Origin of the sequence: Novosphingobium chloroacetimidivorans, from assembly GCF_014204535.1 — a bacterium.
Classification (GTDB): domain Bacteria; phylum Pseudomonadota; class Alphaproteobacteria; order Sphingomonadales; family Sphingomonadaceae; genus Novosphingobium; species Novosphingobium chloroacetimidivorans.
In genome coordinates, this window is record NZ_JACHLR010000001.1 from 78772 (window position 1) to 100649 (window position 21878).

The 21878-nt window shown below is 66.6% G+C and carries 21 protein-coding genes; 12 read left to right on the top strand and 9 right to left on the bottom strand.

What is annotated here, in order from left to right; translation table 11 throughout:
- Nucleotides 1-41 precede the first annotated feature (41 nt).
- The gene (locus HNO88_RS00340) at nucleotides 42-896 is read left to right on the top strand and encodes a TorF family putative porin (protein ID WP_376768744.1); all 855 of its coding nucleotides are present in this window, start codon (nucleotides 42-44) and stop codon (nucleotides 894-896) included.
- A 144-nt stretch (nucleotides 897-1040) separates the two neighbouring features.
- Here the strand turns inward: HNO88_RS00340 and HNO88_RS00345 are convergent, their stop codons facing one another.
- Together HNO88_RS00345 and HNO88_RS00350 are read right to left on the bottom strand one after the other, a co-directional pair.
- Nucleotides 1041-1760: a hypothetical protein gene (locus tag HNO88_RS00345; protein ID WP_184241643.1), complete on the bottom strand. Its 720-nt coding sequence runs from the start codon at nucleotides 1758-1760 to the stop codon at nucleotides 1041-1043.
- 6 nt (nucleotides 1761-1766) lie between these two features.
- Complete coding sequence (locus tag HNO88_RS00350; RefSeq protein WP_184241645.1) at nucleotides 1767-2978, bottom strand: toxic anion resistance protein; 1212 nt, start codon at nucleotides 2976-2978, stop codon at nucleotides 1767-1769.
- A gap of 279 nt (nucleotides 2979-3257) precedes the next feature.
- Here HNO88_RS00350 and HNO88_RS00355 point away from each other — a divergent pair, with 279 nt between their 5' ends.
- The 5 genes from HNO88_RS00355 (at nucleotide 3258) to HNO88_RS00375 (ending at nucleotide 7407) form a co-directional block, all read left to right on the top strand.
- The gene (locus tag HNO88_RS00355; protein WP_312856963.1) at nucleotides 3258-3533 is read left to right on the top strand and encodes an FtsB family cell division protein; all 276 of its coding nucleotides are present in this window, start codon (nucleotides 3258-3260) and stop codon (nucleotides 3531-3533) included.
- A gap of 154 nt (nucleotides 3534-3687) precedes the next feature.
- Nucleotides 3688-4725, top strand: a complete 1038-nt coding sequence (gene pdhA / locus HNO88_RS00360) for a pyruvate dehydrogenase (acetyl-transferring) E1 component subunit alpha (RefSeq protein WP_184242344.1) — start codon at nucleotides 3688-3690, stop codon at nucleotides 4723-4725.
- Nucleotides 4725-6191, top strand: coding sequence for a pyruvate dehydrogenase complex E1 component subunit beta (locus HNO88_RS00365; RefSeq protein WP_184241648.1), 1467 nt, complete (start codon nucleotides 4725-4727; stop codon nucleotides 6189-6191). Before pdhA ends, HNO88_RS00365 begins: the two co-directional genes overlap by 1 nt.
- 49 nt (nucleotides 6192-6240) lie before the next feature.
- A complete protein-coding gene (locus tag HNO88_RS00370) occupies nucleotides 6241-6909 on the top strand; it encodes a hypothetical protein (protein WP_184241650.1) in 669 nt (222 codons plus the stop codon).
- A gap of 36 nt (nucleotides 6910-6945) precedes the next feature.
- A complete protein-coding gene (locus HNO88_RS00375; RefSeq protein WP_184241652.1) occupies nucleotides 6946-7407 on the top strand; it encodes an EF-hand domain-containing protein in 462 nt (153 codons plus the stop codon).
- A gap of 31 nt (nucleotides 7408-7438) precedes the next feature.
- Here HNO88_RS00375 and trmFO read toward each other — a convergent pair whose 3' ends face one another.
- From trmFO to gyrA, 3 genes are all read right to left on the bottom strand, one after another.
- A complete protein-coding gene (gene trmFO, locus HNO88_RS00380) occupies nucleotides 7439-8761 on the bottom strand; it encodes a methylenetetrahydrofolate--tRNA-(uracil(54)-C(5))-methyltransferase (FADH(2)-oxidizing) TrmFO (RefSeq protein ID WP_184241654.1) in 1323 nt (440 codons plus the stop codon).
- Nucleotides 8762-8932: 171 nt separating this feature from the next.
- Nucleotides 8933-9280, bottom strand: coding sequence for a DUF952 domain-containing protein (locus tag HNO88_RS00385; protein ID WP_312856964.1), 348 nt, complete (start codon nucleotides 9278-9280; stop codon nucleotides 8933-8935).
- A complete protein-coding gene (gyrA, locus tag HNO88_RS00390; RefSeq protein ID WP_184241656.1) occupies nucleotides 9277-12087 on the bottom strand; it encodes a DNA gyrase subunit A in 2811 nt (936 codons plus the stop codon). Before gyrA ends, HNO88_RS00385 begins: the two co-directional genes overlap by 4 nt.
- 309 nt (nucleotides 12088-12396) lie before the next feature.
- Between gyrA and HNO88_RS00395 the strand changes: the two genes are divergently transcribed.
- Nucleotides 12397-13776 carry a hypothetical protein gene (locus HNO88_RS00395; RefSeq protein WP_184241658.1) on the top strand — a complete coding sequence of 460 codons (1380 nt, stop codon included), beginning with the start codon at nucleotides 12397-12399 and terminating at the stop codon, nucleotides 13774-13776.
- Between the two features lie 60 nt (nucleotides 13777-13836).
- Here the strand turns inward: HNO88_RS00395 and HNO88_RS00400 are convergent, their stop codons facing one another.
- The gene (locus HNO88_RS00400) at nucleotides 13837-14499 is read right to left on the bottom strand and encodes a carbonic anhydrase (protein WP_184241659.1); all 663 of its coding nucleotides are present in this window, start codon (nucleotides 14497-14499) and stop codon (nucleotides 13837-13839) included.
- Nucleotides 14500-14564: 65 nt separating this feature from the next.
- Here HNO88_RS00400 and lipA point away from each other — a divergent pair, with 65 nt between their 5' ends.
- Entirely contained in the window at nucleotides 14565-15518 is a 954-nt protein-coding gene (gene lipA, locus HNO88_RS00405; RefSeq protein WP_184241661.1) for a lipoyl synthase, read from the top strand.
- A complete protein-coding gene (locus tag HNO88_RS00410; protein WP_184241663.1) occupies nucleotides 15518-15976 on the top strand; it encodes a type II toxin-antitoxin system RatA family toxin in 459 nt (152 codons plus the stop codon). Before lipA ends, HNO88_RS00410 begins: the two co-directional genes overlap by 1 nt.
- Here HNO88_RS00410 and HNO88_RS00415 read toward each other — a convergent pair.
- From HNO88_RS00415 to HNO88_RS00425, 3 genes are read right to left on the bottom strand one after another with little or no spacing between them, the layout of a single operon-like run.
- Nucleotides 15937-16440, bottom strand: coding sequence for a CinA family protein (locus HNO88_RS00415; RefSeq protein WP_184241665.1), 504 nt, complete (start codon nucleotides 16438-16440; stop codon nucleotides 15937-15939). The two genes, HNO88_RS00410 and HNO88_RS00415, sit on opposite strands and share 40 nt — an antisense overlap.
- A 3-nt stretch (nucleotides 16441-16443) precedes the next feature.
- Nucleotides 16444-16971 carry a hypothetical protein gene (locus tag HNO88_RS00420; protein WP_184241667.1) on the bottom strand — a complete coding sequence of 176 codons (528 nt, stop codon included), beginning with the start codon at nucleotides 16969-16971 and terminating at the stop codon, nucleotides 16444-16446.
- Nucleotides 16972-16982: 11 nt separating this feature from the next.
- Nucleotides 16983-18134 carry a bifunctional 2-C-methyl-D-erythritol 4-phosphate cytidylyltransferase/2-C-methyl-D-erythritol 2,4-cyclodiphosphate synthase gene (locus HNO88_RS00425; protein ID WP_184241669.1) on the bottom strand — a complete coding sequence of 384 codons (1152 nt, stop codon included), beginning with the start codon at nucleotides 18132-18134 and terminating at the stop codon, nucleotides 16983-16985.
- 76 nt (nucleotides 18135-18210) lie between these two features.
- Between HNO88_RS00425 and dusB the strand changes: the two genes are divergently transcribed.
- From dusB to HNO88_RS00440, 3 genes are read left to right on the top strand one after another with little or no spacing between them, the layout of a single operon-like run.
- On the top strand, nucleotides 18211-19227 hold the full coding sequence (dusB, locus tag HNO88_RS00430) for a tRNA dihydrouridine synthase DusB (protein WP_184241671.1): 1017 nt from the start codon (nucleotides 18211-18213) through the stop codon (nucleotides 19225-19227).
- 10 nt (nucleotides 19228-19237) lie between these two features.
- Complete coding sequence (locus HNO88_RS00435; RefSeq protein ID WP_184241673.1) at nucleotides 19238-20362, top strand: two-component system sensor histidine kinase NtrB; 1125 nt, start codon at nucleotides 19238-19240, stop codon at nucleotides 20360-20362.
- Nucleotides 20359-21771 (top strand): sigma-54-dependent transcriptional regulator, encoded by a 1413-nt coding sequence (locus tag HNO88_RS00440; RefSeq protein WP_184241675.1) that lies wholly within the window; start codon nucleotides 20359-20361, stop codon nucleotides 21769-21771. Before HNO88_RS00435 ends, HNO88_RS00440 begins: the two co-directional genes overlap by 4 nt.
- Nucleotides 21772-21878: the final 107 nt, after the last annotated feature.

Consider the following 21878-nt stretch of genomic DNA (forward strand, 5'->3'; position numbering starts at 1 on the left):
ACGGAACGCCGAACGAAACATGAGGGTGTTCCACTATGAAAATGCGTCTTCTGGCCACTGCGGCCGGCTTTGCCGCCGCGATCCTCGCGACCGCCACTCCCGCTTCAGCCCAGGAAGAACCGGCCAAGCCTGTCACGGTAACCGGCAGCGTCGGCATCGTCAGCGAGTACCGCTTCCGCGGCGTTTCGCAGAGCGACAGGGAACTTGCTGTCCAGGGCGGCATCACCGTCAGCCATGAGAGCGGTTTCTACGTCGGCACCTGGGGTTCGAACCTGTCGGGCTGGGGTACCTTCGGCGGCGCCAACATGGAGCTCGACCTGATCGCCGGCTTCAAGGCTCCGATCGGCGAGGGTGCGACGATCGACGTCGGCGCGACCTGGTACATGTATCCGGGCGGCTTCGACAACACCGACTTCATCGAGCCTTACGCCAAGCTGTCGGGCACCACCGGCCCGCTTTCGCTCACCGCTGGCGTTGCCTATGCGCCCAAGCAGGAAGCGCTCGGCGCCTGGTACGCCACCGGCCTCGACGCGGCAAACGGCGTCTACACCGATCCGGGCGACAAGAACTACAACCTCTACCTCTGGGGCGATGCCGCCGCCGGGATCCCCGACACCGGCCTGACCGTGAAGGCGCACATCGGCTACTCGAAGGGCAACAAGGGCCTCGGGCCGTTCGCAACCTCCGTCGCGCCCACCGGCGAGTACTGGGATTGGCTGATCGGCGCCGACTATGTCATCCCCGGCACTCCGCTGACGCTCGGCGTCGCCTACATCGACACCGACATCGGCAAGGGCGAGTCCGCCTATCTGCAGCCCAGCTTCTCGCGCGGCCAGGACGGCACCGGCTCGATCGCCGGATCGACCATCATCGGATCGCTCACCGCCGCGTTCTGATCAAATGGGGGGCCGGCATTCGCTGCCGGCCCCGCCTTTTTCGGGTCCGCCCGGAGCCAATCGGGAAGCATCTACGAAATTGTCGCGGTGACTAGCGAGGGTCTTCGCTGCCGAAACCGGACCCGGGTCGAGCCCGGATCATCGTCATCCCTTCGGCGCGGCGATGTACTTGGTTTCCAGGAACCGTCCGCGCACCGCCAGCGCATCCAGATCGTTGCGCGAGAGGTCGAGCGACATCGCCTCGATCTCCTTGGCGATCACATGCAGACCTTCGGTCACTTGCGCAGCGGGCGTCGAGCCGGCGTGTTCCTGCCCGCGCAGCGAGGACGGAATGCGGGTATAGCTGTTCACCAGACCCGGCAGATGCTCGGTCAGCAGCTTGCGCACCTCGCGCGAGGCAGGCGCCATAGGGTCGAGCGTCTCAAGCTGCGGTGCGAGTTGTTCCAGCCGAACGCCGATCATATCCACGGCATCGAGCGCAGGCGGGGGCAGGGCGTTACGCCGGCTCTCCAGCCACAGCTCGGTCGTGGCGGCCAGTTCGCCGAGGTCGGCTTGCTCCAGGTCCTCCACACGCGGCTTGGGACTGGCCGGATAGATCGCCAGCAGGCAAAACGCCACGAACGCTGTCAGCATCGCCAGCAGGAAGAAGTTGTCGGGTAATCCACCCGGGAGGATCAGCCCCGCCGCGATGGTCGCCACGGCGATCGCCACCACGGCTGCGACGGCCCGCCGCAGGCGCCGCATGCGCCATTGCCACCGCTTCTGGCGCGCGCGGCGCAGCCGAAAGGCACGCTGGCGCCGCGCCTCCTTCAGAAGCGCAAGCGGAACGGGACGGCGGGTTGCAGGCAGGTTGGCGTTTGCCATCGTCGCTTAGTCCAGCGCCTCCAGCAGTCCCTTTTCGCCCGTGCCGCTGCGAACGTGCGGCGCGCCATCGGCCTGTCCTTGTGCACGGGCGATGTAGGCTTTGGACTTGCCCACCTCGCCTTCCAGCGCAGTCACCGTCTGCTTCATGCTGTCGAGCGCCTTCACCTTGAAGGTGTCGATCGAATCCATCGTATCGTAGATGTTCTGGAACGCGCGGCTGAGCGTCTCCAGCGGGATCGTAGCGCCCGCCGCCTGCTCGTGGATGCGCGCGGTGTTGTCCTTCAGCATCTGGCCGGTGGCATCGATGATGTTGGCCGTCGTCGTGTTCAGCGCGGTGATCTGATCGAGGACCAGCTTCTGGCTGGTCATTGCCTGCGCTACCGTCACCGCCGTCCGCAACGCGCCCACGGTCGTGGTGGAGGCGCGATCGACGCCCTTGATCAGTTCGACGTTGTTCTTTTTGACCAGGTCGAGCGCCAGGTAGCCTTGCACCGAGACGGCCATCTGCGTCAGCAGGTCCTGGGTGCGCTGGCGCACGTAGAACAGCGCCGTCTCGCGGATCGCCTTGGCCTTGGCCGGGTCGCTGTGGTCGAGGTCGGCGGCGCGCTGCTCCAGTTCCGCGTCGAGCGCCTTGGACATGAAGATCATCTGCTCCAGCTTGCCGAGCGCCTTCCACAGGTTCTGCCGCTCCACGTCGATGGCGGCATTGTCCATCAGCAGTTCGTCCTTGCCGCCCTGCAGGCGCGCCAGGATCGCGCTGATGTGGCTCTGCGCGCTCTGGTAGCTGTCGAAGTAGGTCTTCAGCTTGGACCCGAACGGGATCACGCCGAACAGCTTGCGTGGGGCGAGCAGGTTGCCCTTGCGCGAGGGATCGAGATCTTCGACCGTGCGGCGCAGTTCGGCAAGGTCCGCACCGACGCCGCTGGTGCCGTCCATCGCGCGCACCGGCCGGTCCAGGAAGCGATTGGACTGCCCCGCAGCCGCCGCGATCTCGCGGCGGCCCATGTTGGTGATCTCGTCCACGCGCTGGCCGAATTCGGGCGAGTTCGCATCCTGCGCCACCAGCGCATCGACATAGTCGGTGACGCGAAGCTGCAGCTTGGTCTTCTGCTCCTCGCCCACCGGCACGAGACCGGCCGCCCGCTCGGGCGTGACTGCGGGCACCGGGTCGGGCGGCGTGAGCTTCAGTTCGTCCGCCACTGCCGTTTCAGTTGCCATGGTCTGCCTGCACTCCGATCAGACGTTGTGTGTCGGTGCGAATCTAGAGCCGGTGCGGCAAATCACAAGCGGCGCCGACGGCACTCGCGCGTCGCGGATCGAAGCAGAAGCGACGTTTGTCGAGGCGCGCGTTTCTCAGGCAACTATCCCGCTCGTCGCGAGTTGCGACAGACCGGGCAGGACGCCCTTGTATTCTGTTGATCCGACGGGAATTTTGTGGCTTTGTTTCGCCGTATGAGAACCGGGCGACGTGAACCCAAGTTTGTCAAGGATCGTGCCGTGCAGGCGGCTGCACTCGGTGCGCTCCTGCTCATGGCCGGCTTTGTCGTCGCCGGGCCGAGCGGCTTCCTCGCCTGGAGCGAGAACGAGCATCTTCTCACACAACAACAGAAGAAGATCGAGCAGCTCACGGCACAGCGCGATCACATGCGCAACCGCGTGAAACTCCTCGATCCGCGCCACGCCGATCCCGACCTTGCCGGCGAGTTGCTGCGCAGCAATCTCAACGTCGCGCATCCCGACGAGATGGTCATGCTGCTGCCCAAGCAGCCCTGACGAGCACCCATTGCATCAGACATAATGTTGCACAGTGGCGCAATTGCGTTTGGCCGGGTTTCTCTATCGCCCACACGATCCTATATGAGCGACCAGACTCGCAGCCACTCAGGATAGATCATTGCCGAACGCTGAGCCGTCGCCGCCCAACGATATGACAGAGCAGGACGAGGATTTCGCGCTGCGCAGCCTGGCCGAGGCGCATGCCGCCGATCGCCGGTACAAGGCGAGCAAGGAAGAACTGCTGCACTTTTATGAGCAGATGCTGCTGATCCGCCGCTTCGAGGAGAAGGCGGGCCAGCTCTACGGGCTCGGCCTGATCGGTGGGTTCTGCCACCTCTACATCGGCCAGGAAGCGGTTGCCGTCGGCCTGCAATCGGCGCTGAAGGGCGGACTGGACTCGGTCATCACCGGCTATCGCGACCATGGGCACATGCTGGCCTACGGCATCGATCCCAAGGTCATCATGGCCGAGCTGACGGGGCGCCACTCCGGCATCTCGAAGGGCAAGGGTGGCTCGATGCACATGTTCAGCGTCGAGCACCGCTTCTACGGCGGCCACGGCATCGTCGGTGCGCAAGTGCCGCTGGGCTCCGGCCTCGCATTCGCGCACAAGTACCGCGAGGATGGCGGCGTCTGCCTCGCCTATTTCGGAGACGGCGCGGCCAACCAGGGGCAGGTCTACGAAAGCTTCAACATGGCCTCGCTGTGGAAGCTGCCGATCATCTTCGTGATCGAGAACAACCAGTACGCGATGGGCACCGCGGTGCAGCGCTCCTCGGCCGAGACGCATTTCTATCGCCGCGGCACGGCGTTCCGCATTCCCGGCATGCAGGTCGACGGCATGGATGTGCTCGAGGTGCGCAAGGCCGCCGAGATCGCGATCGAGCACGTGCGGGGCGGCAACGGTCCGGTGCTGATGGAGCTCAACACCTACCGCTATCGCGGGCACTCTATGTCCGATCCCGCCAAGTACCGCACGCGCGAGGAAGTGCAGGGCGTGCGCGAGAAGCGAGACCCGATCGAGCATGCGAAAACCGAATTGATGGAAATGGGTGTGTCCGAAGCCAGTCTGAAGGAAATCGACAAGCGCGTGCGTACGGCGGTGGGCCAGGCGGCTGACTTCGCGGAAAGCTCGCCCGAGCCCGAGGCGTCCGAGCTCTACACCGACGTGCTGGTGGAGACGTACTGATGGGCGTCGAGATCAAGATGCCCGCGCTCTCCCCCACGATGGAAGAGGGCAAACTCGCCAAGTGGCTGGTCAAGGAAGGCGACGAAGTCTCCTCTGGCGACATCCTTGCAGAGATCGAGACCGACAAGGCGACCATGGAGTTCGAGGCGGTCGACGAGGGCACGGTCGGCAAGATCATGGTGCCCGAGGGCACCGAAGGCGTGAAGGTCGGCACCGTGATCGCGGTGATGGCGGGCGAGGGCGACGAGGCAGAGGCCGCTTCCGCGCCGGCTGCCGAAGGTCCGGACGAACAGCCCGCTCCGGCTGCGAAGACGAAGGATAAGGCACCGAAGGTCGAGAAGCCCGAGCAGCAGTTGAAGGCCGACGAGTCGGACGCCGGCGCCCCCGCCGAAAAGGGCGGCGACAGCAAGCTGGAAACCGGGACGACCCAACTCGCCAGCGAAGTGAAGCCGGCCACCTCCGCCGAGATCCCGCACGGCACCAACATGAAGTCGGCCACCGTCCGCGAGGCGCTGCGCGATGCCATGGCCGAGGAGATGCGCCGCGACGAGCGCGTCTTCGTCATGGGCGAGGAAGTCGCCGAATACCAGGGCGCCTACAAGGTCACGCAAGGTCTGCTGGACGAGTTCGGGCCCAAGCGCGTGATCGACACGCCGATCACCGAGTACGGCTTTGCCGGCATCGGCACCGGCGCGGCGATGGGCGGCCTGCGCCCGATCGTCGAGTTCATGACCTTCAACTTCGCCATGCAGGCGATCGACCACATCATCAACTCGGCCGCCAAGACCAACTACATGTCGGGCGGGCAGATGCGGTGTCCGGTCGTGTTCCGTGGCCCCAACGGCGCTGCCGCTCGCGTCGGCGCGCAGCATTCTCAGAACTACGGACCGTGGTACGCATCGGTGCCGGGCCTCGTCGTCATCGCGCCGTACGACGCGTCGGACGCCAAGGGCCTGCTGAAGGCGGCGATCCGTTCGGAAGACCCGGTGGTGTTCCTGGAAAACGAGCTGGTCTACGGTCGCTCCTTCGAACTGCCCGAGATGGACGATCACGTCCTGCCGATCGGCAAGGCGCGCGTCGTGCGCGAGGGCAAGGACGTCACCATCGTGACCTATTCGATCGGTGTCGGCGTTTCGCTGGAGGCGGCAGAGCAGCTGGCGGCCGAAGGGATCGAGGCCGAAGTGATCGATCTTCGCACGCTGCGTCCGCTGGACAAGGAGGCGGTGCTCGCCAGCCTGAAGAAGACCAACCGCCTCGTCGTCGCCGAAGAGGGCTTCCCGGTCTGCTCCATCGCATCGGAAATCATCGCCATCTGCATGGAGGACGGCTTCGACGACCTCGACGCCCCGGTGCTGCGCGTGAACAACGAGGACGTGCCGCTACCCTATGCCGCCAACCTGGAAAAGGCCGCGCTGATCGACGTTCCGCGCGTGGTCGAGGCGGTGAAGAAAGTCTGCTACCGCTGAGGCTTGGCACGGCCGGCTCGCTTTGCCGGCCGGCGCGCGCCCGCCAACCATGATGGACCAGGACGATCCTCTTGTCGCCACGCTGCCGGCCGTGGCCAGGCTCGCGCTGGTCTACGCGCCCGCCGGTGCGCGCGAACAGACGCTTGCGCTGCTGGCGCTGGACGCACGCCTGGCGACGCTGATCCGGCGGTCCAGCGAGCCCATGCTGGCGCAGTTGCGGCTCGCCTGGTGGCGGGAATCGATCGGCCACGATCCCGCAAGTTGGCCGCAAGGCGAGCCGATCCTGGCCACCTTGCGCAGCTGGGGACCAACTCATGCCGAGGCGACCGGACTGGTGGATGCCTGGGAGGCGCTGACCGCACCGTCGCCGTTGGGTGCAGATGCCATGCGCGCCTTTGCCGAGGGACGAGGCGCTGCGGCGGCGGCGCTGGCGCGCGTGCTCGGACGGATCGGGGATGCGGACGCAGCCGCGCAGCTCGGGCGCATCTGGGGGATCGAGGACCTGGCCATGCGCCTGGGGCGTGAGGAAGAGCGCACCATCGCTATCCAGCTCGCCGCGGAGATGCCGGGCAAGCTGCCGCGCGTCGGCCGCTCTTTACGGCCTTTGCGGGTGCTCGCAGGCCTGACGCGTCGGCGTCGGCTGACGGGCTCGGAGGACGGCGCTGCCTCGCCTGCCGCCATGCTGGAGGCGCTCAAGCTGGGATTGCTGGGGCTCTGACGGCCTGCTACTTGCCGGAAACAGGGGGGCAAGTCATTGAATCGCATCGTTCTGGGCGCGGTCGCCGCGCTGCTGTTCGTCGCTGCCGGATTGTTCTGGCTGCAGGGCCGCGCCGAAGTCGAGCGCGGAGCGCCGCCACCCATACCGGCGGCTCCGGGCAAGGATGCGCCGGACGCTCTGCCCAGTGCCGAGGTCGCGGGCTTGCGCGGGCCTGCTCCGCCCGAGTCGATCGAGCTGACGAACGAGCAGCGGCGCTTCTCGCGCTATGATCGCAACAGCGACGGCCGCGTCACGCGTACGGAGCTCCTGTCGACGCGCACGGCGGCGTTCCGCAAGCTCGACAAGGACGGCAACAACCTGCTGACGTTCGAGGAATGGGCCGCAGCCACCGTCGACAAGTTCAGTCAGGCCGATGCCGACCGCGACCTTGCGCTGACGCCGCAGGAATTCCGCACCACGGCGCCTCCGGTGCGCCCGAAGCCGAAGTGCGGGTGCTGAGCGGCACGCCGATGACCGTAGTTGACCCGGTTCAAGCCCGGGTCGATGCCATCCATTCGCCCAAGTCGGCCTTTGCGCGAGCCGTGTAGGCCTCCTTGCGCTGCTTCTTCTTGACCTCGTGCAGCGGCGGGAACAGGCCGAAGTTGACGTTCATCGGCTGGTAGCTCTCCGCCTCGGCATCGCCGGTAATGTGCGCGTGCAGAGCGCCCAGAGCGGTCGTGCGCGGGGGGGAGGACCAGGTCTGTGCAGTGATCTCGGCAGCGGTCATCAGCCCGGCGAGCAGACCCACGGCCGCGCTCTCGACATAGCCTTCGCAGCCGGTGATCTGCCCGGCGAAGCGAACATGCGGCGCGGTCTTGAGCCGGAACTCACGGTCCAGCAGCACGGGCGAGTTGAGGAAGGTGTTGCGATGTAGCCCGCCAAGGCGCGCGAATTCGGCATTCTCCAAGCCCGGGATAGTCCGGAACAATCGGACTTGCTCGGCATGCTTCAGCTTGGTCTGGAAGCCGACCATGTTCCAGATCGTGCCGAGCTTGTTGTCCTGCCGCAGCTGGACGACGGCGTAGGGCCAGCGACCGGTGCGCGGATTGTCCAGGCCGACCGGCTTCATGGGACCGAACCGCAAGGTTTCGACGCCGCGCTCGGCCATCACCTCGATCGGCATGCAACCGTTGAAGTAGGGCGTGTCCGCCTCCCACTCCTTGAACGCCGTCTTCTCGCCCGCGAGCAGGCCGGCATGGAAGGCCAGGTACTGCTCCTTGTCCATCGGGCAGTTGATGTAGTCCTTGGTTTCGCCCTTATCCCAGCGCGACGCCATCCAGCACACGTCCATGTCGATGCTGTCGTGGTAGACGATCGGCGCGATGGCGTCGAAAAAGGCGAGGCTGTCGGCGCCGGTCGCCGCGCCGATGCTCTCGGCAAGCGATGCTGCGGTGAGTGGGCCGGTGGCGACGATGGTGAGGCCGGTTTGCGGCAGAGTGTCGATCCGCTCGCGCACGATCTCCAGCGTGGGTTGGGCGGCAAGAGCGGCCTCGACTTCGGCGGAGAAGACATCGCGATCGACGGCCAGCGCGGATCCGGCCGGCACTTGCGCCTTTGCCGCAGCGGTCATGATCAGCGAATCCAGCTGGCGCATCTCGTGGTGCAGCAAGCCGACGGCGTTCTTCTCGTCATCGTCGGAGCGGAAGGAATTGGAGCACACCAGCTCGGCGAGGGCATCGGTCTGGTGTGCCGGCGAACGCTCGCCGGTTCCACGCATTTCCGAGAGGCGGACGTGGACGCCCCGGCGGGCGAGTTGCCAGGCAGCTTCGCTGCCGGCCAGGCCGCCGCCGACGATGTGAACTTGATGGGTCATACACCGCGCCTAGATGTTTTCGCCAAGGTAGGACAGTGGCGTCTCACGTCGTCCCGGGTTCGACCCGGGACCGGTTTCGCCATGACGCCCGTTCGCGTGTAAGCGCTTCACCGACAGCGCGCGATCTGACGAAACCGGTCCCGGATCAAGTCCGGGAAGACGCTGGCCGGATCAGCCCGTGACCGGTAATCGCACCTTGCCATCGTCGCCCCGCTCCAGCGCGCCGTACGCGACCACGGCGGACAGCGGCAGCGCGGCGTAGATGTGCGGGAACAGGGCGCCACCGCGTGATGGCTCCCACTTCACCGCATCGCCCAGTGGCTCCAGATCGACCGCAGCCAGGTGCAAGTCCGACTGGCCGGCAAAGTGCTTGTCCACGGTCTCGTCGAGCTGGTCGGCGGTCGACAGGTGGATATAGCCGTCCGCCAGATCGACCGGAGCGCCCGCGAACGTGCCCTCGGCCTCCAGTTGCGCCATCTGCTCGGCCGTCAGCACCTTGTAGGCGACGAGCGCGCTCACGCCTCGCTCCCATCGGCATCGTCGTCGTTGGGATCGAGATCGTCGCGGTCGACTTCGGTCGGGATATCGACCTCGTTGGCGTTGCGCGCGACCATTTCCTCGACGATCGCCTCTTCGGCCTCGTTCTCGGGTTCCGGGTTGTCGTCGATGCGCACGGCACTGACGACGTGCTCGCCCGAACCGACATCGAACAGCTTCACACCCGCGCTGTTGCGGCCGATCACGCGCAGCGAGGCGAGCCCGATGCGGATGAGCTTGGCCTGGTCGGTCACCAGCATCAGCTGGTCGGCCTTGGTCGCAGCGAAGCTCGCAACCACCGGACCATTACGCGCGATGTTGTCGATATTGGTGATGCCCTGGCCGCCGCGGCCCGTCCGCCGGTACTCATACGCGGACGAGAGCTTGCCGTAGCCATTGGCGCACACGGTGAGGATGAACTGCTCGCCCAGCGAGAGCTCGGCGAAGCGGTCGGCAGGCAGGTCGGGCTCGCCTTCGCGTTCCGCCTTCCACGGGGCGAAGCGCAAGTAGCTCTCGCGCTCATCGGCCGTGGTTCCCATCCGGTGCAGGATCGAGAGCGATACGATCTCATCGTCGGCCTTCAGGGTCATGCCGCGCACGCCGGTCGAAGTACGGCTCTGGAATTCGCGAACGTCGTCACCGGCAAAGCGGATCGCCTTGCCCTGGCGGGTGGCGAGGAGCACGTCGTCGTCGGCCGTCAGCAGCGCCACGCCGATCAGGCGGTCGTTGCTGTCGTCTTCGAACCGCATGGCGAACTTGCCGTTGCTCGGGATATTGGCGAATGCGTCCATCGCGTTGCGGCGCACGTTGCCCTTGGCGGTGGCAAACACGACATGGAGCGCGCCCCAGGTGCCTTCGTCTTCAGGCAGCGGCAGGACGGTGGCGATCGTCTCGTCCTTGTCGAGCGCCGGCAGCAGGTTGACGATCGGGCGACCGCGCGTGGTCGGCCCGCCTTCCGGCAGCTTCCAGACCTTGAGGCGATAGACCTTGCCGCTGGTCGAGAAGAACAGCACCGGATTGTGCGTCGAGGTGACGAACATCTCGGAGACGACGTCCTCGTCCTTGGTCGCCATGCCGGCACGGCCCTTGCCGCCGCGGTTCTGCGCGCGGAAGGTCGAGAGCGGGGTGCGCTTGATGTAGCCGTCCATGGTGACGGTGACGACCATGTCGTCGCGCTCGATGAGGTCCTCGTCGTCGATCCCGTCGGCGGCGGCGACGATCTCGGACAGGCGCGGAGTCGCGAACGGGCGTACCGCTTCCAGCTCCTCGCGCATGACCGCATAGAGTTTCACCCGGTCGGCCAGGATCGCCAGGTACTCGGCGATCTTGACGGCGAGTTCCTTGAGCTCGTCACCAATCTCGTCGCGGCCGAGCGCCGTCAGGCGGTGCAGGCGCAAGTCAAGGATGGCGCGGACCTGGACTTCGGACAGGCGATACGTGCCGCCGCTTTCCTCGGCGCTCGGCTCGATCGCCTCGACCAGACGAATGTAGGGCGCGATGTCGCCGATCGGCCACTCGCGCGCCATCAACTTGGCGCGCGCCTCGGCCGGGTTGGGCGACCCGCGAATGATCCGTACCACCTCGTCGAGGTTCGAAACCGCGACCACCAGGCCGAGCAAGATGTGCGCCCGGTCTCGCGCCTTGTTCAGCTCGAACTTGGTGCGGCGGGTGATGACCTCTTCGCGAAACTGGATGAAGGCCTGGATGATGTCGCGTAGGCTGAGCGTCTCGGGCCGGCCGCCGCGGATCGCCAGCATGTTGGCCGGGAAGCTCGATTGCGCCGGTGTGTGGCGCCACAACTGATTGAGCACCACTTCGGGCGTCGCATCGCGCTTGAGGTCGATGACCACGCGCACGCCAAGCCGATTGGATTCATCGCGAATGTCGGCGATGCCCTCGATCCGCTTTTCCTTGGCGGCGTCGGCGATCTTCTCCACCAGGCCCGACTTGCCGACCTGGAAGGGGATCGAGGTCAGCACGATCGAGCGGGCACCACGGCTGGCGCCGCGACCGTCCTCGATCTCGTAGCGGCAGCGCATGATGATCGAGCCGCGTCCGGTGAGATAGGCGGCTCGGGCCCCGGCCTTGCCCAGGATCAACGGCGCGGTCGGAAAGTCCGGGCCGGGGATGATCTCGAGCAGTTCCTCCGCGCTGATCGCCGGGTTCTCGATATAGGCGAGACAGCCGTCGAGCACTTCGCCCAGGTTGTGCGGCGGAATGTTGGTCGCCATGCCGACCGCGATGCCGCCGGCCCCGTTGACCAGCAGGTTCGGGAACCGGGCAGGAAGGACCTGCGGTTCGCGCCGCGAGCCGTCGTAGTTGTCCTGAAAGTTGACCGTGTCCTTGTCGAGGTCGTCCAGCAGGAAGTTGGCGACGCGGGCCAGACGCGCCTCGGTATACCGCATCGAGGCCGGCGGATCGGGGTCCATCGAGCCGAAGTTGCCCTGGCCGTCGACCAGCGGCACGCGCATGGACCAGTCCTGCGTCATGCGCGCCAGCGCGTCGTAGATCGAGCTGTCGCCGTGGGGGTGATAGTTGCCCATCACGTCGCCGACGATCTTGGCGGACTTGCGATAAGGCCGCCCGGCGACGAAGCCGCCTTCCTGGCTGGCGAACAGGATGCGCCGGTGCACCGGCTTCAGGCCGTCGCGCACATCGGGCAGGGCGCGTGCCACGATCACGCTCATGGCGTAATCGAGGTAGCTGTTCTTCATTTCGTCGACGATGTCGACGCGGGTGTATTCGCCCGAAGGGCCCTGCGGGTCCAAAATCTCGGTGTCGTCGCTCACGCGCTACTTATCGTTTCACTGTTGGCGGGGATGTGCGAACTCTCGCCCTAGGACAAGCTGAGGGGGAATGCCAGCCGTGGGGCGGCTTGCCGCTCGCGTCTGCGGCTATTTTCCACACTTCGTGCATGCCATTGTCGCAGCGTCATCTTGCAACAAATCGCATTCAATCCGCGTTCACCGGCCGTGCCCCAGGTGGGGCGAACGGTTGCCAAGGCGTTTATTCGCCGTCATGACCGCATGGTTTTTCTGGCGCTGGCTCGTGACCGAACCCTCGGCGCGGCTTGCGGATCTTGAGAGGAGTTGGCCTGAATGGCTCGCAAGTTTCTGATTTCTCGTGTTGCCCTTGCCGTCGCGCTGTCCAGCGGGGTCGCTGCGTCGTTTGCTCCGGCACCGGCGTTCGCCGCCAAGAAGGAAAAGGCGGCTGGCGGATCGTTCTCGAAGGAGTTCAGCGCTGCGGCTGCCGAGCTCGACAAGGCTGTCGGCGCAGCCAACACGACGCCCGCAGTCAAGGCCGCCAGCGACAAGGCCGCTGCCGCCAAGGATCCGGCGGCCAAGACCGCGGCGGCTGCCGAAGTCGATGCCGCCCTGGGTGGTGCCGATGCGAAGCTCGCCGCCGCCGCCGCCGTCGCCTCGACGCCGCTGGACAAGATCAAGCTGGGTGAGCTGACCCGCAACATCGGCGTGCTGAAGAGCGATCCCGCCATGCAGCACAAGGGCCTGGTCGCCATGATCAACAGCGGTGCCGCGCAGCCCGACAGTGTGGGCCAGCTGCAGTACCTGGCCGGCGTCACCGCGTACCAGACCGGAGACTATGCCGGCGCGATCCAGTATCTCAAGCCCTCGTACGACGGCGGGTACCGCGACCAGCAGGGCATGATCGACAAGATCCTGGCCGATGCCTACAAGCGCACCAACAACTCGGGCGCCGCGCTGCAGCTGGCGCAGGGTGAGATCGCCAAGGCCAAGGCCGCCGGCACCAAGCCCAGCGACGGCGCGATCCGCACCGCGCTGCAGGCGGCTTACGATGCCAAGCAGGCCGGCCCGGCCACCGATCTGTCGGCGCAGCTCGTCGAGTACTACCCGACGCCGGAAAGCTGGAAGTCGGCCTTTCAGGTGACCCGGGCTGTCAACCGCCTGGGCGCGCAGGAAAATCTCGATCTGATGCGCCTGATGGCACGCACCAATTCGCTGAGCTCCAAGGGCGATTACCTGTCCTATGTTCAGGACGCCGATCCCCGCCGCCTGCCTGGCGAGACGCTGAAGATCATCGATCGCGGCGTGTCCTCGGGCGTCCTGACTGCTGGTGACGTGGCCGAGTATCGCACTACCGCGCAGGGTCGCGTCACGGCCGATCGCAACTCGCTCGCCTCGTACGAGAAGGATGCCCGTGCCTCCGGGACCTTCGCGTCGACCAACGGTGCCGCCGACGCCTATCTCAGCTACGACCAGCCCGCCAAGGCCGAAGAGCTGTACAAGCTGGCATTGTCCAAGGCTCCCGCTACCGAGAAGGAGCGCGTGCTGACCCGCCTCGGCATCGCGCAGGCGGACCAGGGCAAGTACGCCGAGGCTCAGAGCACGTTCGCTCAGGTGACCAGCCCCACACGTGCCCCGGTCGCGAAACTGTGGACCGCCTACGTCAAGGGCAAGGCTAACCCGGCAGCTCCGACGGCGGCGGCGCCCGGCGCCTGACCGGGCAGATCAGCCGATGACATGAGAGGGCGCCGGGTGACCGGCGCCCTTTTCTTTGGCTCAAACCGCCGGAGCGAACTCGCCGGTGCTCTCGTCGAGAACGTGGAGCAGGCCGTCCGAAATCGCGAAGAAGGCCCCGCGCAGCTTGAGGCTGCCGTTCGCCACCTTGCTGCGCACGCAGGGGAAGGTCATCAGGTTATCCAGGCTGACGCGCACTGCCGCCAGTTCCATGGCACGCTCGGCGTCGCGTCCCTCGGTCCCGTGCTCGTGCGCCACGGTCTCTCGCGCATCGTCGAGCAGCGAGATCCAGTCGGCGATGAATCCGCCGTGGCCAGGCTCGGTACCGCGCAGCGACTGCGTGAGCGAGGCCTTGCAGCCGCCGCACAGGCCATGGCCCATCACGACGACTTCCTTCACCTTCAGCACCTGCACCGCGAATTCGAGCGCAGCGGAGACACCGTGATGACCGGGACTGGTCTCGAACGGCGGCACCAGGGCGGCGACGTTGCGCACCACGAAGATATCTCCGGGATCGACATCGAAGATCTGCGAGGGATCGACCCGGCTGTCCGAGCAGGCGATGACCATGACCTCGGGCTGTTGGCCTTCGTTCAGCGTCGCCCAGCGCTCTCTGTTCGGCGCCCAGCCTGTCGTGCGGAAGCGGCGGTAGCCATCGATGAGACGGTCGAGCGGGGCGGGCGAGTCTGGGTGCGTGTCGGTCATGCTGCACTCATGACTCTGGACATTGCCACTGGCAAGGGCCGTCGCATGCGACTATCTGGGCGGTCATGAACGACCTTTCCTCGACGCCGGTGCCGCCTTCCGACAGCCTTCCACGCGCGCGCAAGCCCGACTGGATCCGCGTCAAAGCGCCGACGTCGAAAGGTTATGGGGAGACGCGCCAGTTGATGCGCGATCTCAAGCTGAACACGGTGTGCGAGGAAGCGGCCTGCCCGAACATCGGGGAGTGCTGGACCAAGAAGCACGCGACCGTGATGATCCTGGGCGACACCTGCACGCGCGCCTGCGCTTTCTGCAACGTCAAGACCGGCATGCCCGGCCGCGTCGATGCCGACGAGCCGGCACACGTGGCCGAGGCTGCGGCCAAGCTCGGCCTGGAGCACATCGTGATCACCTCGGTCGACCGCGACGACTTGCCGGACGGCGGCGCCTCGCAGTTCGTGAAGGTCATCCAGCAACTGCGCGCCAACACACCGCAGACCACCATCGAGATCCTGACGCCGGACTTCCGCGGCAAGATGCGGCGCGCGGTAGAGGCGATCGTCGCCGCCCGCCCAGACGTCTACAACCACAACCTGGAGACGGTGCCCCGGCTCTACCCGACCATCCGACCCGGCGCGCGCTACTACGCGTCGTTGCGGTTGCTGGAGGAAGTGAAGCGCCACGATCCGTCCATCTTCACCAAGTCCGGCGTCATGCTGGGCCTGGGCGAACAACGGCTCGAAGTGCATCAGGTCATGGACGACATGCGCTGCGCGGACATCGATTTCCTGACCATGGGCCAGTATCTGCGTCCCACCCCGAAGCACACCGAAGTGATGGAGTTCGTCACCCCGCAGGCCTTCGCGGCTTACGGCGCCATCGCCCGGGCCAAGGGCTTCCTGCAGGTCGCATCCTCGCCGCTGACGCGCTCGAGCTATCATGCCGGCAAGGACTTCGCCGAAATGCGCGCCGCGCGTGAGGCTCAGCTGGCCAAGGCAGCTGCGGCGGGCGCTCGCTGATGCCGGGCATTCGCGAGACCCGGGGCATGCCCTACACGGCCGAGCAGATGTTCGACCTGGTGGCCGATGTCGACCGATATCCCGAGTTCCTGCCCTGGGTCATCGCCACGCGCATCCGCTCGGACAGCGAGACGGAGATGGTCGCGGACATGCTGGTCGGCTTCAAGGCATTGAAGGAGAAGTTCACCTCCCGCGTCGAGAAGCATCGCCCGGATCAGATCCGCGTGCAGTATGTCGATGGTCCGTTGCGCGATCTCGACAACAGCTGGACCTTCCGCAATGTCGAGGGCGGATGCGAGATCGACTTCGCGGTGGACTTCGCCTTCCGCAATCCGCTGTTCGAGAAGATCGCCGGCCAGTACTTCGACCGGGCGTTCCGCAAGATGGTTTCGGCTTTCGAGGAACGCGCCGCGGCGCTCTACGGCAGCAGCAATTCCAGCGCCACCAGCGTCGCCTGAAGCCGGATCTCGGCGCGGTCCTTGCCATCGAGCAGTTTCTGCTCGGCGTTGATGCTTTCCTCCGGCTGGTCTCGGTGCGCGCAGGCGAACACGACCGTGCCCACCGGCTTCATCTCGCTCCCGCCGCCAGGCCCGGCAATGCCGCTGATCGCCACCGCCACATCGGCTTCGCTGTTGCGCAGCGCGCCTTGCGCCATCGCCCAGGCGGTCGCGGGGGAAACCGCGCCGAAGGCATCCAGGATATCGTCCGAAACACCCAGCAGCTGCTGCTTGGCCTCGTTGGAGTAAGTCACGAAGCCACGATCCAGCACGGCTGACGAGCCGGCGATCTCGGTGATCGCCGCGCAGACGAGCCCGCCGGTGCAGCTTTCCGCGATGGCGACCTTGCGCTTGGCCGCGATGTTCTCAGCCACGACGCGCTCGGCCAGCGCAAGCACCGCGTCCGACAGGATGGCAGAGCTCATGCGTCAGGCCTTGCAGATCGCGAACTTGTCGGACTTCGCCTTGCCCGACTTGCCGGCGAGGCCAACGACCACCGCGATCAGGTCTGCCGTGTTCTGCGCCGGCAACGGCGCGAGCAGACCGACGATCCGGTCGATCTCGCCGCATTTCTCGGTCGGGATCTCCTGCGCGACCATGCCCTCGATGATGGCATCGAGCATCTGCTGGAGAGACGGATCGGGCAACTGCTTGAGCAAGTCGCTGCTCTGGTCCTTGCTGCCGCCACCGATCTTGAAGAACGCCGCCTTGGCCAAAGGCCAGTTCTGGGCCTTGCGCGCGGCATAGCGGCCGGCCAGCTCGGCGCCGCCCTTGCGCAGGAAGGCGCCGGGCGCCAGCGTCGGCGTGCAGCGCTTGGTCGTGCCGGTGATCGCGGCGGGCAGGGCGTAGGCGGCGAGCGAGGATGCTTCGGCTGGCGTCAGGCACGGCGCTGCCGCGTGGGCCATGCCGGGCAGGGCCGCCAGTGCAGCAGCACCGAAAATCGCGAGATTACGCATGGTTATGACTTTCAGTTCCTGACGAGGCTCACCACGGCCTGTGCCGCTATACCCTCGCCGCGCCCGGTGAAGCCGAGCTTCTCGGTGGTGGTTGCCTTGACGCTCACGCCGCGCTTGTCAACGCCGAGGATCTCCGCCAGCCGCTCGCGCATGGCATCGCGATGCGGTCCGATCTTCGGCGCCTCGCAGATGATCGTGACGTCCGCGTTGCCGAGGCGATAGCCCGCTTGCGCGACGAGGTTGGTGGCGTGCGCCAGGAACCGGTCGGATGATGCCCCCCGCCACTGCGGATCGGACGGTGGAAAGTGCTGGCCGATGTCGCCTTCGCCCAGCGCGCCGAGCAGCGCATCGACCAGCGCATGGATAGCCACGTCGGCATCGCTGTGCCCGGCAAGCCCCTGGTGGTGGTCGATGCGCACGCCGCACAGCCATAGCTCCTCGCCGTCTTCCAACCGATGGACATCGTAGCCGGAGCCGACCCGCACAGGCGGCGCATCCGCCTCGAAGTCGGTTGCGAAAGTCAGCTTGTGCAAGGCTTCGTCCCCTTCGACGAGTGCGATCGACAGACCGGCCGCCTGAGCGACCTGCGCGTCGTCGCCAGCAACGGTGTCGCCGTCCCGGTTGCGATGCGCGGCGAGGATTTCGGCATAGCGGAAGGCTTGTGGCGTCTGGACCCGGCGCAGTGCCTCACGCCGGGCAGGTGCCCCCATCAGCACACCTTCCGCATGCGCTAGGCTGTCGACCACCGGCAGCACGGGTATCGCCCCTGGATGGTCGGCAAGCGCCGCGCGCAGGCGCTCGATGATCCTGCTCGACAATCCGGGGCGAGCCGCATCATGGATCAGGACGGTTGCCGGGCCATCGGCCTCCAACGATTCCAGCCCAGCGCGGACAGAGTCCTGGCGGTGAACACCGCCGGCAATCACGCGCACGTCGCCCACGATGCCCTCGAGAGCTCTGCCGGCCAGCGCTTCGCCGCCTGGGGGGATCACCACGATCACGGGGCTCACGCCAGCGGCCAGCAACGCATCGACCGAATGGCGCACGACCGGCTTGCCGCGCCAGATTGCGAACTGCTTGGGGACCGGCTGCCCGGCGCGAAGCCCCTGGCCGGCGGCGACGACGATCGCCGCAGCGGTCGGGAGAGGGCTGTCCAAAGGCATGGCGAGTGCCGGTAATCACTTGCCGGTCCTGGGGCAATCCACTATGCGCTGCCTGTTTTTTAGGCAGCATTGCACAATGACCGAGCTACCCGTCCCTCCCGCCCTCAAGCCGATCCACGTCGGACCGGTCGAGATCGCATGCCCGGTGGTCCTGGCGCCGATGACGGGGGTCACCGACCTGCCGTTCCGCAAGCTCGTGCGGCGCTTCGGCTCGGGCCTGAACGTAACCGAGATGATCGCCAGCCCCGCCGCCATCCGCGAGACCCGCCAGTCGGTGCAGAAGGCCGCGTGGGACTTGTCGGAAGAACCGGTTTCGATGCAGCTCGTCGGATGCGAGCCGGCGCAGATGGCGGAGGCGGCCAAGCTCTCTGCCGATCGTGGTGCCGCGATCATCGACATCAACATGGGTTGCCCGGTCCGCAAGGTCACGAGCGGCGATGCAGGCTCGGCGCTGATGCGAGACCTCAAGCTCGCGGCCGCACTGATCGAGGCCTGCGTGAAGGCGGTTGACGTGCCGGTCACCGTCAAGATGCGGATGGGCTGGTGCCGCGACAGCCTGAATGCGCCCGAACTCGCGCGCATCGCCGAGGATCTCGGCGCGAAGATGATCACGGTCCACGGCCGCACGCGCAACCAGATGTACAAGGGGCAGGCCGACTGGGCATTTGTGCGGCGCGTGAAGGACGCGGTTACGCTTCCGGTGCTCGTCAACGGGGACATCCTCGGGATCGAGGATGCGGCGACTGCGCTGTCCCAATCGGGTGCCGACGGCGTGATGATCGGGCGCGGAGCCTACGGCAAGCCGTGGGTGCTGGGACAAGTCATGCACTGGTGGCGCACCGGCGGGCAGATGGCGAGCCCGAGCGTGGGTGCGCAGTTCGAGCTTATCTGCGAACATTACCGCGACATGCTCTCGCTCTATGGCACCGACACCGGGGTCAAGATGGCGCGCAAGCACTTGGGTTGGTACACCAAGGGCCTGCCCGGCTCGGCCGAGATGCGCAACCGGATCAACTTCATCGACGATCCCGAAGTGGTTCTGCAGACCCTCGCCGAGTTCTACGCGCCCTGGCGCGAGCGCAAGGCCGCGTGAGATCCGGAGCATGAGCCAAGGCACACGCGCGGCTCTGCCGGAAGCGCATCGCCAGCTGGCGAGCCTGCCGCATGCGGTTCTGCTGCTTGAACCGGGACAGACGATCGCCTCGGCCAATCCGGCGGCCGAACAGTTCCTAGGCCAAAGCCTGCGCCGGCTCGCGGGGCGCCGGCTCGATACCATCCTCACCCTGGCCGACCCGCGACTGCTGGAGCGTATCGACGATGTCGAGACGCCGGTCTCGGCGCGCGAGATCGTCATCGCCATCAAGGATCGCGGCACCCGGCGCATAGACATCAATGCCGCCCCGGTGCTCGACTGGCCCGGCTGGCAGCTGCTGACGATCCACGACAACACGCCGACCGACGCCTTCGGTGCGGACTCGGGCGGGCCTGACAACGCGGCGCTACGCGGGCCCGAGATCATGGCGCACGAGATCAAGAACCCGCTTGCCGGCATCCGCGGCGCCGCACAGCTGCTCGCCCGGAACGTCGACGAGCGCGGGCGCGCGCTGACCGAGCTGATCACGTCCGAGGTCGATCGCATCGCGACGCTGATCGATCGCATGCAGCGCCTCAGCCGCAAGACCGCTCCGGAGGTGGAGCCGTGCAACTTGCACGAAGCCGCCCGCCGGGCGATCGACGTGCTGCTGGCGGGTAGCCTCGCCGACAAGGGCCCGCGCATCGAAGAGGAATTCGACCCCTCGTTGCCGGCCGTCCTGGGCAGCCCCGATGCGCTCGTCCAGGTCATGATCAACCTGCTTTCGAACGCCCGAGAGGCTTGCGCCGGCAACGAAGCCCGAGTGGTCATCCGGACGCGCTTCGCCAGCGGCTTGCAGCTTCACGCGACCGATTCCGGCAGATCGGTGCGCTTGCCGATTGAATTGCGGGTCAGCGACAACGGGCCCGGCGTGCCGCCCTCCATGCGCGAGCACATCTTCGAGCCATTCGTCACGACCAAGAAGTCGGGGCAGGGGCTTGGCTTGCCGCTGGTCCGCAAGCTGGTGCGCGACATGAACGGCCGCATCAGTCACGAACGCGATGAGAGCACGGGCTGGACTCACTTCCGCGTCCACCTGCCGCTCGCCCGTGAGATCAAGGTGCGCAGCACGCAGCGCAAGAAGGTCGGCGCATGAGCGTCCTGCTGGTCGAGGACGATGCGTCGATCGCGCTGGTCATCACAGCGGCGCTCGAAGCGGAAGGCTTCGGCGTCACGCATTGCGAAACCATCGCCGAACGTGACCGGCTGCTGTCGGAGCGAAGCTTCGCTGCCCTGGTGACGGATGTCATGCTGCCGGACGGGGATGGCATCGACACCTTGGCCACGGTTCACAGCCGCTTCGCCAAGATGCCGATCGTCATCCTCTCGGCGCAGAACACGCTAGATACCGCGGTGCGTGCGACCGACACCGGCGCTTTCGAGTATTTCCCCAAGCCGTTCGACATCGACGAGCTTGCCCGGACCGTGCGCCAGGCCGTCGGCGCGAATGCGTCCGCTGCGGAGGCGGAGGAGCCTGCGGGCGAGGGGCTGCCGCTGGTGGGCCGCAGCGCGGCGATGCAGTCCGTCTATCGGATGATCACGCGGGTGCTGCGCAACGACCTGACCGTCCTCATCCTGGGCGAGTCGGGCACCGGCAAGGAGCTTGTGGCCGAGGCCATCCACCAGTTGGGTCATCGCCGCACGGGGCCGTTCGTCGCGGTCAACACCGCGGCGATCCCGGCCGAGCTGATCGAAAGCGAGCTGTTCGGGCACGAGAAGGGCGCGTTCACGGGCGCCGTCGCGCGCAACATCGGCAAGTTCGAGCAAGCTGCGGGCGGCACTCTGTTCCTGGACGAGATCGGCGACATGCCGATGCAGGCGCAGACGCGGCTGCTGCGCGCGCTGCAATCTGGCACGATCCGGCGGGTCGGTGGTCGCGACGAGGTGCGGCTGGACACGCGCATCGTAGCCGCCACCAACAAGGACCTGGAGCCGCTGATCGCCGCAGGGCTGTTCCGCGAGGACCTGTACTACCGGCTCAACGTCGTCCCCATCAACATGCCGCCCTTGCGCGAGCGGCGGGACGACATCGAGGCGCTCGCCCGGCACTTCCTGCAACTGGCGGCCGCCGAGGGCCTGCCGCGCCGGCAGCTGACGGCGCAAGCCGGTGCCTTGCTGAGCCGGCAATCGTGGCGTGGCAACGTGCGTGAGTTGAAGAACTTCATCTTCCGACTCGCGCTGCTGGCGCGCGAGGAGATGATCGATGCCGATGCGCTCGCACCACTGTTGCCGATCGACCAGCCAGGCGATGCGGCGGCTGGAGAGCAGGGCGCCGATCTGGATGCGGCGGTGCGCCACTGGCTCGCAGCAGCGCAACCGGCCTCCGGCGCCATCTACGAGACCGCCCTGGCCGCGTTCGAGCGCCCCCTGTTTGCCACCATCCTGAGGGAAACCGGAGGGAATCAGCTGCGCGCTGCGCAGGCGTTGGGCATCAACCGGAACACCTTGCGCAAGCGGCTGGGCGATCTCGGCCTCGACCCGGAACACTTCGCTCGTAGGATCTGATCAACCGTTCGTGGAAATTGCCTTGCGCAAATGCCACAGGGCTGTTGTGGTAATGCAACGATGAGCGACGCCCACCAACCCAGACGCACGTGGCCACGATGGTGGCG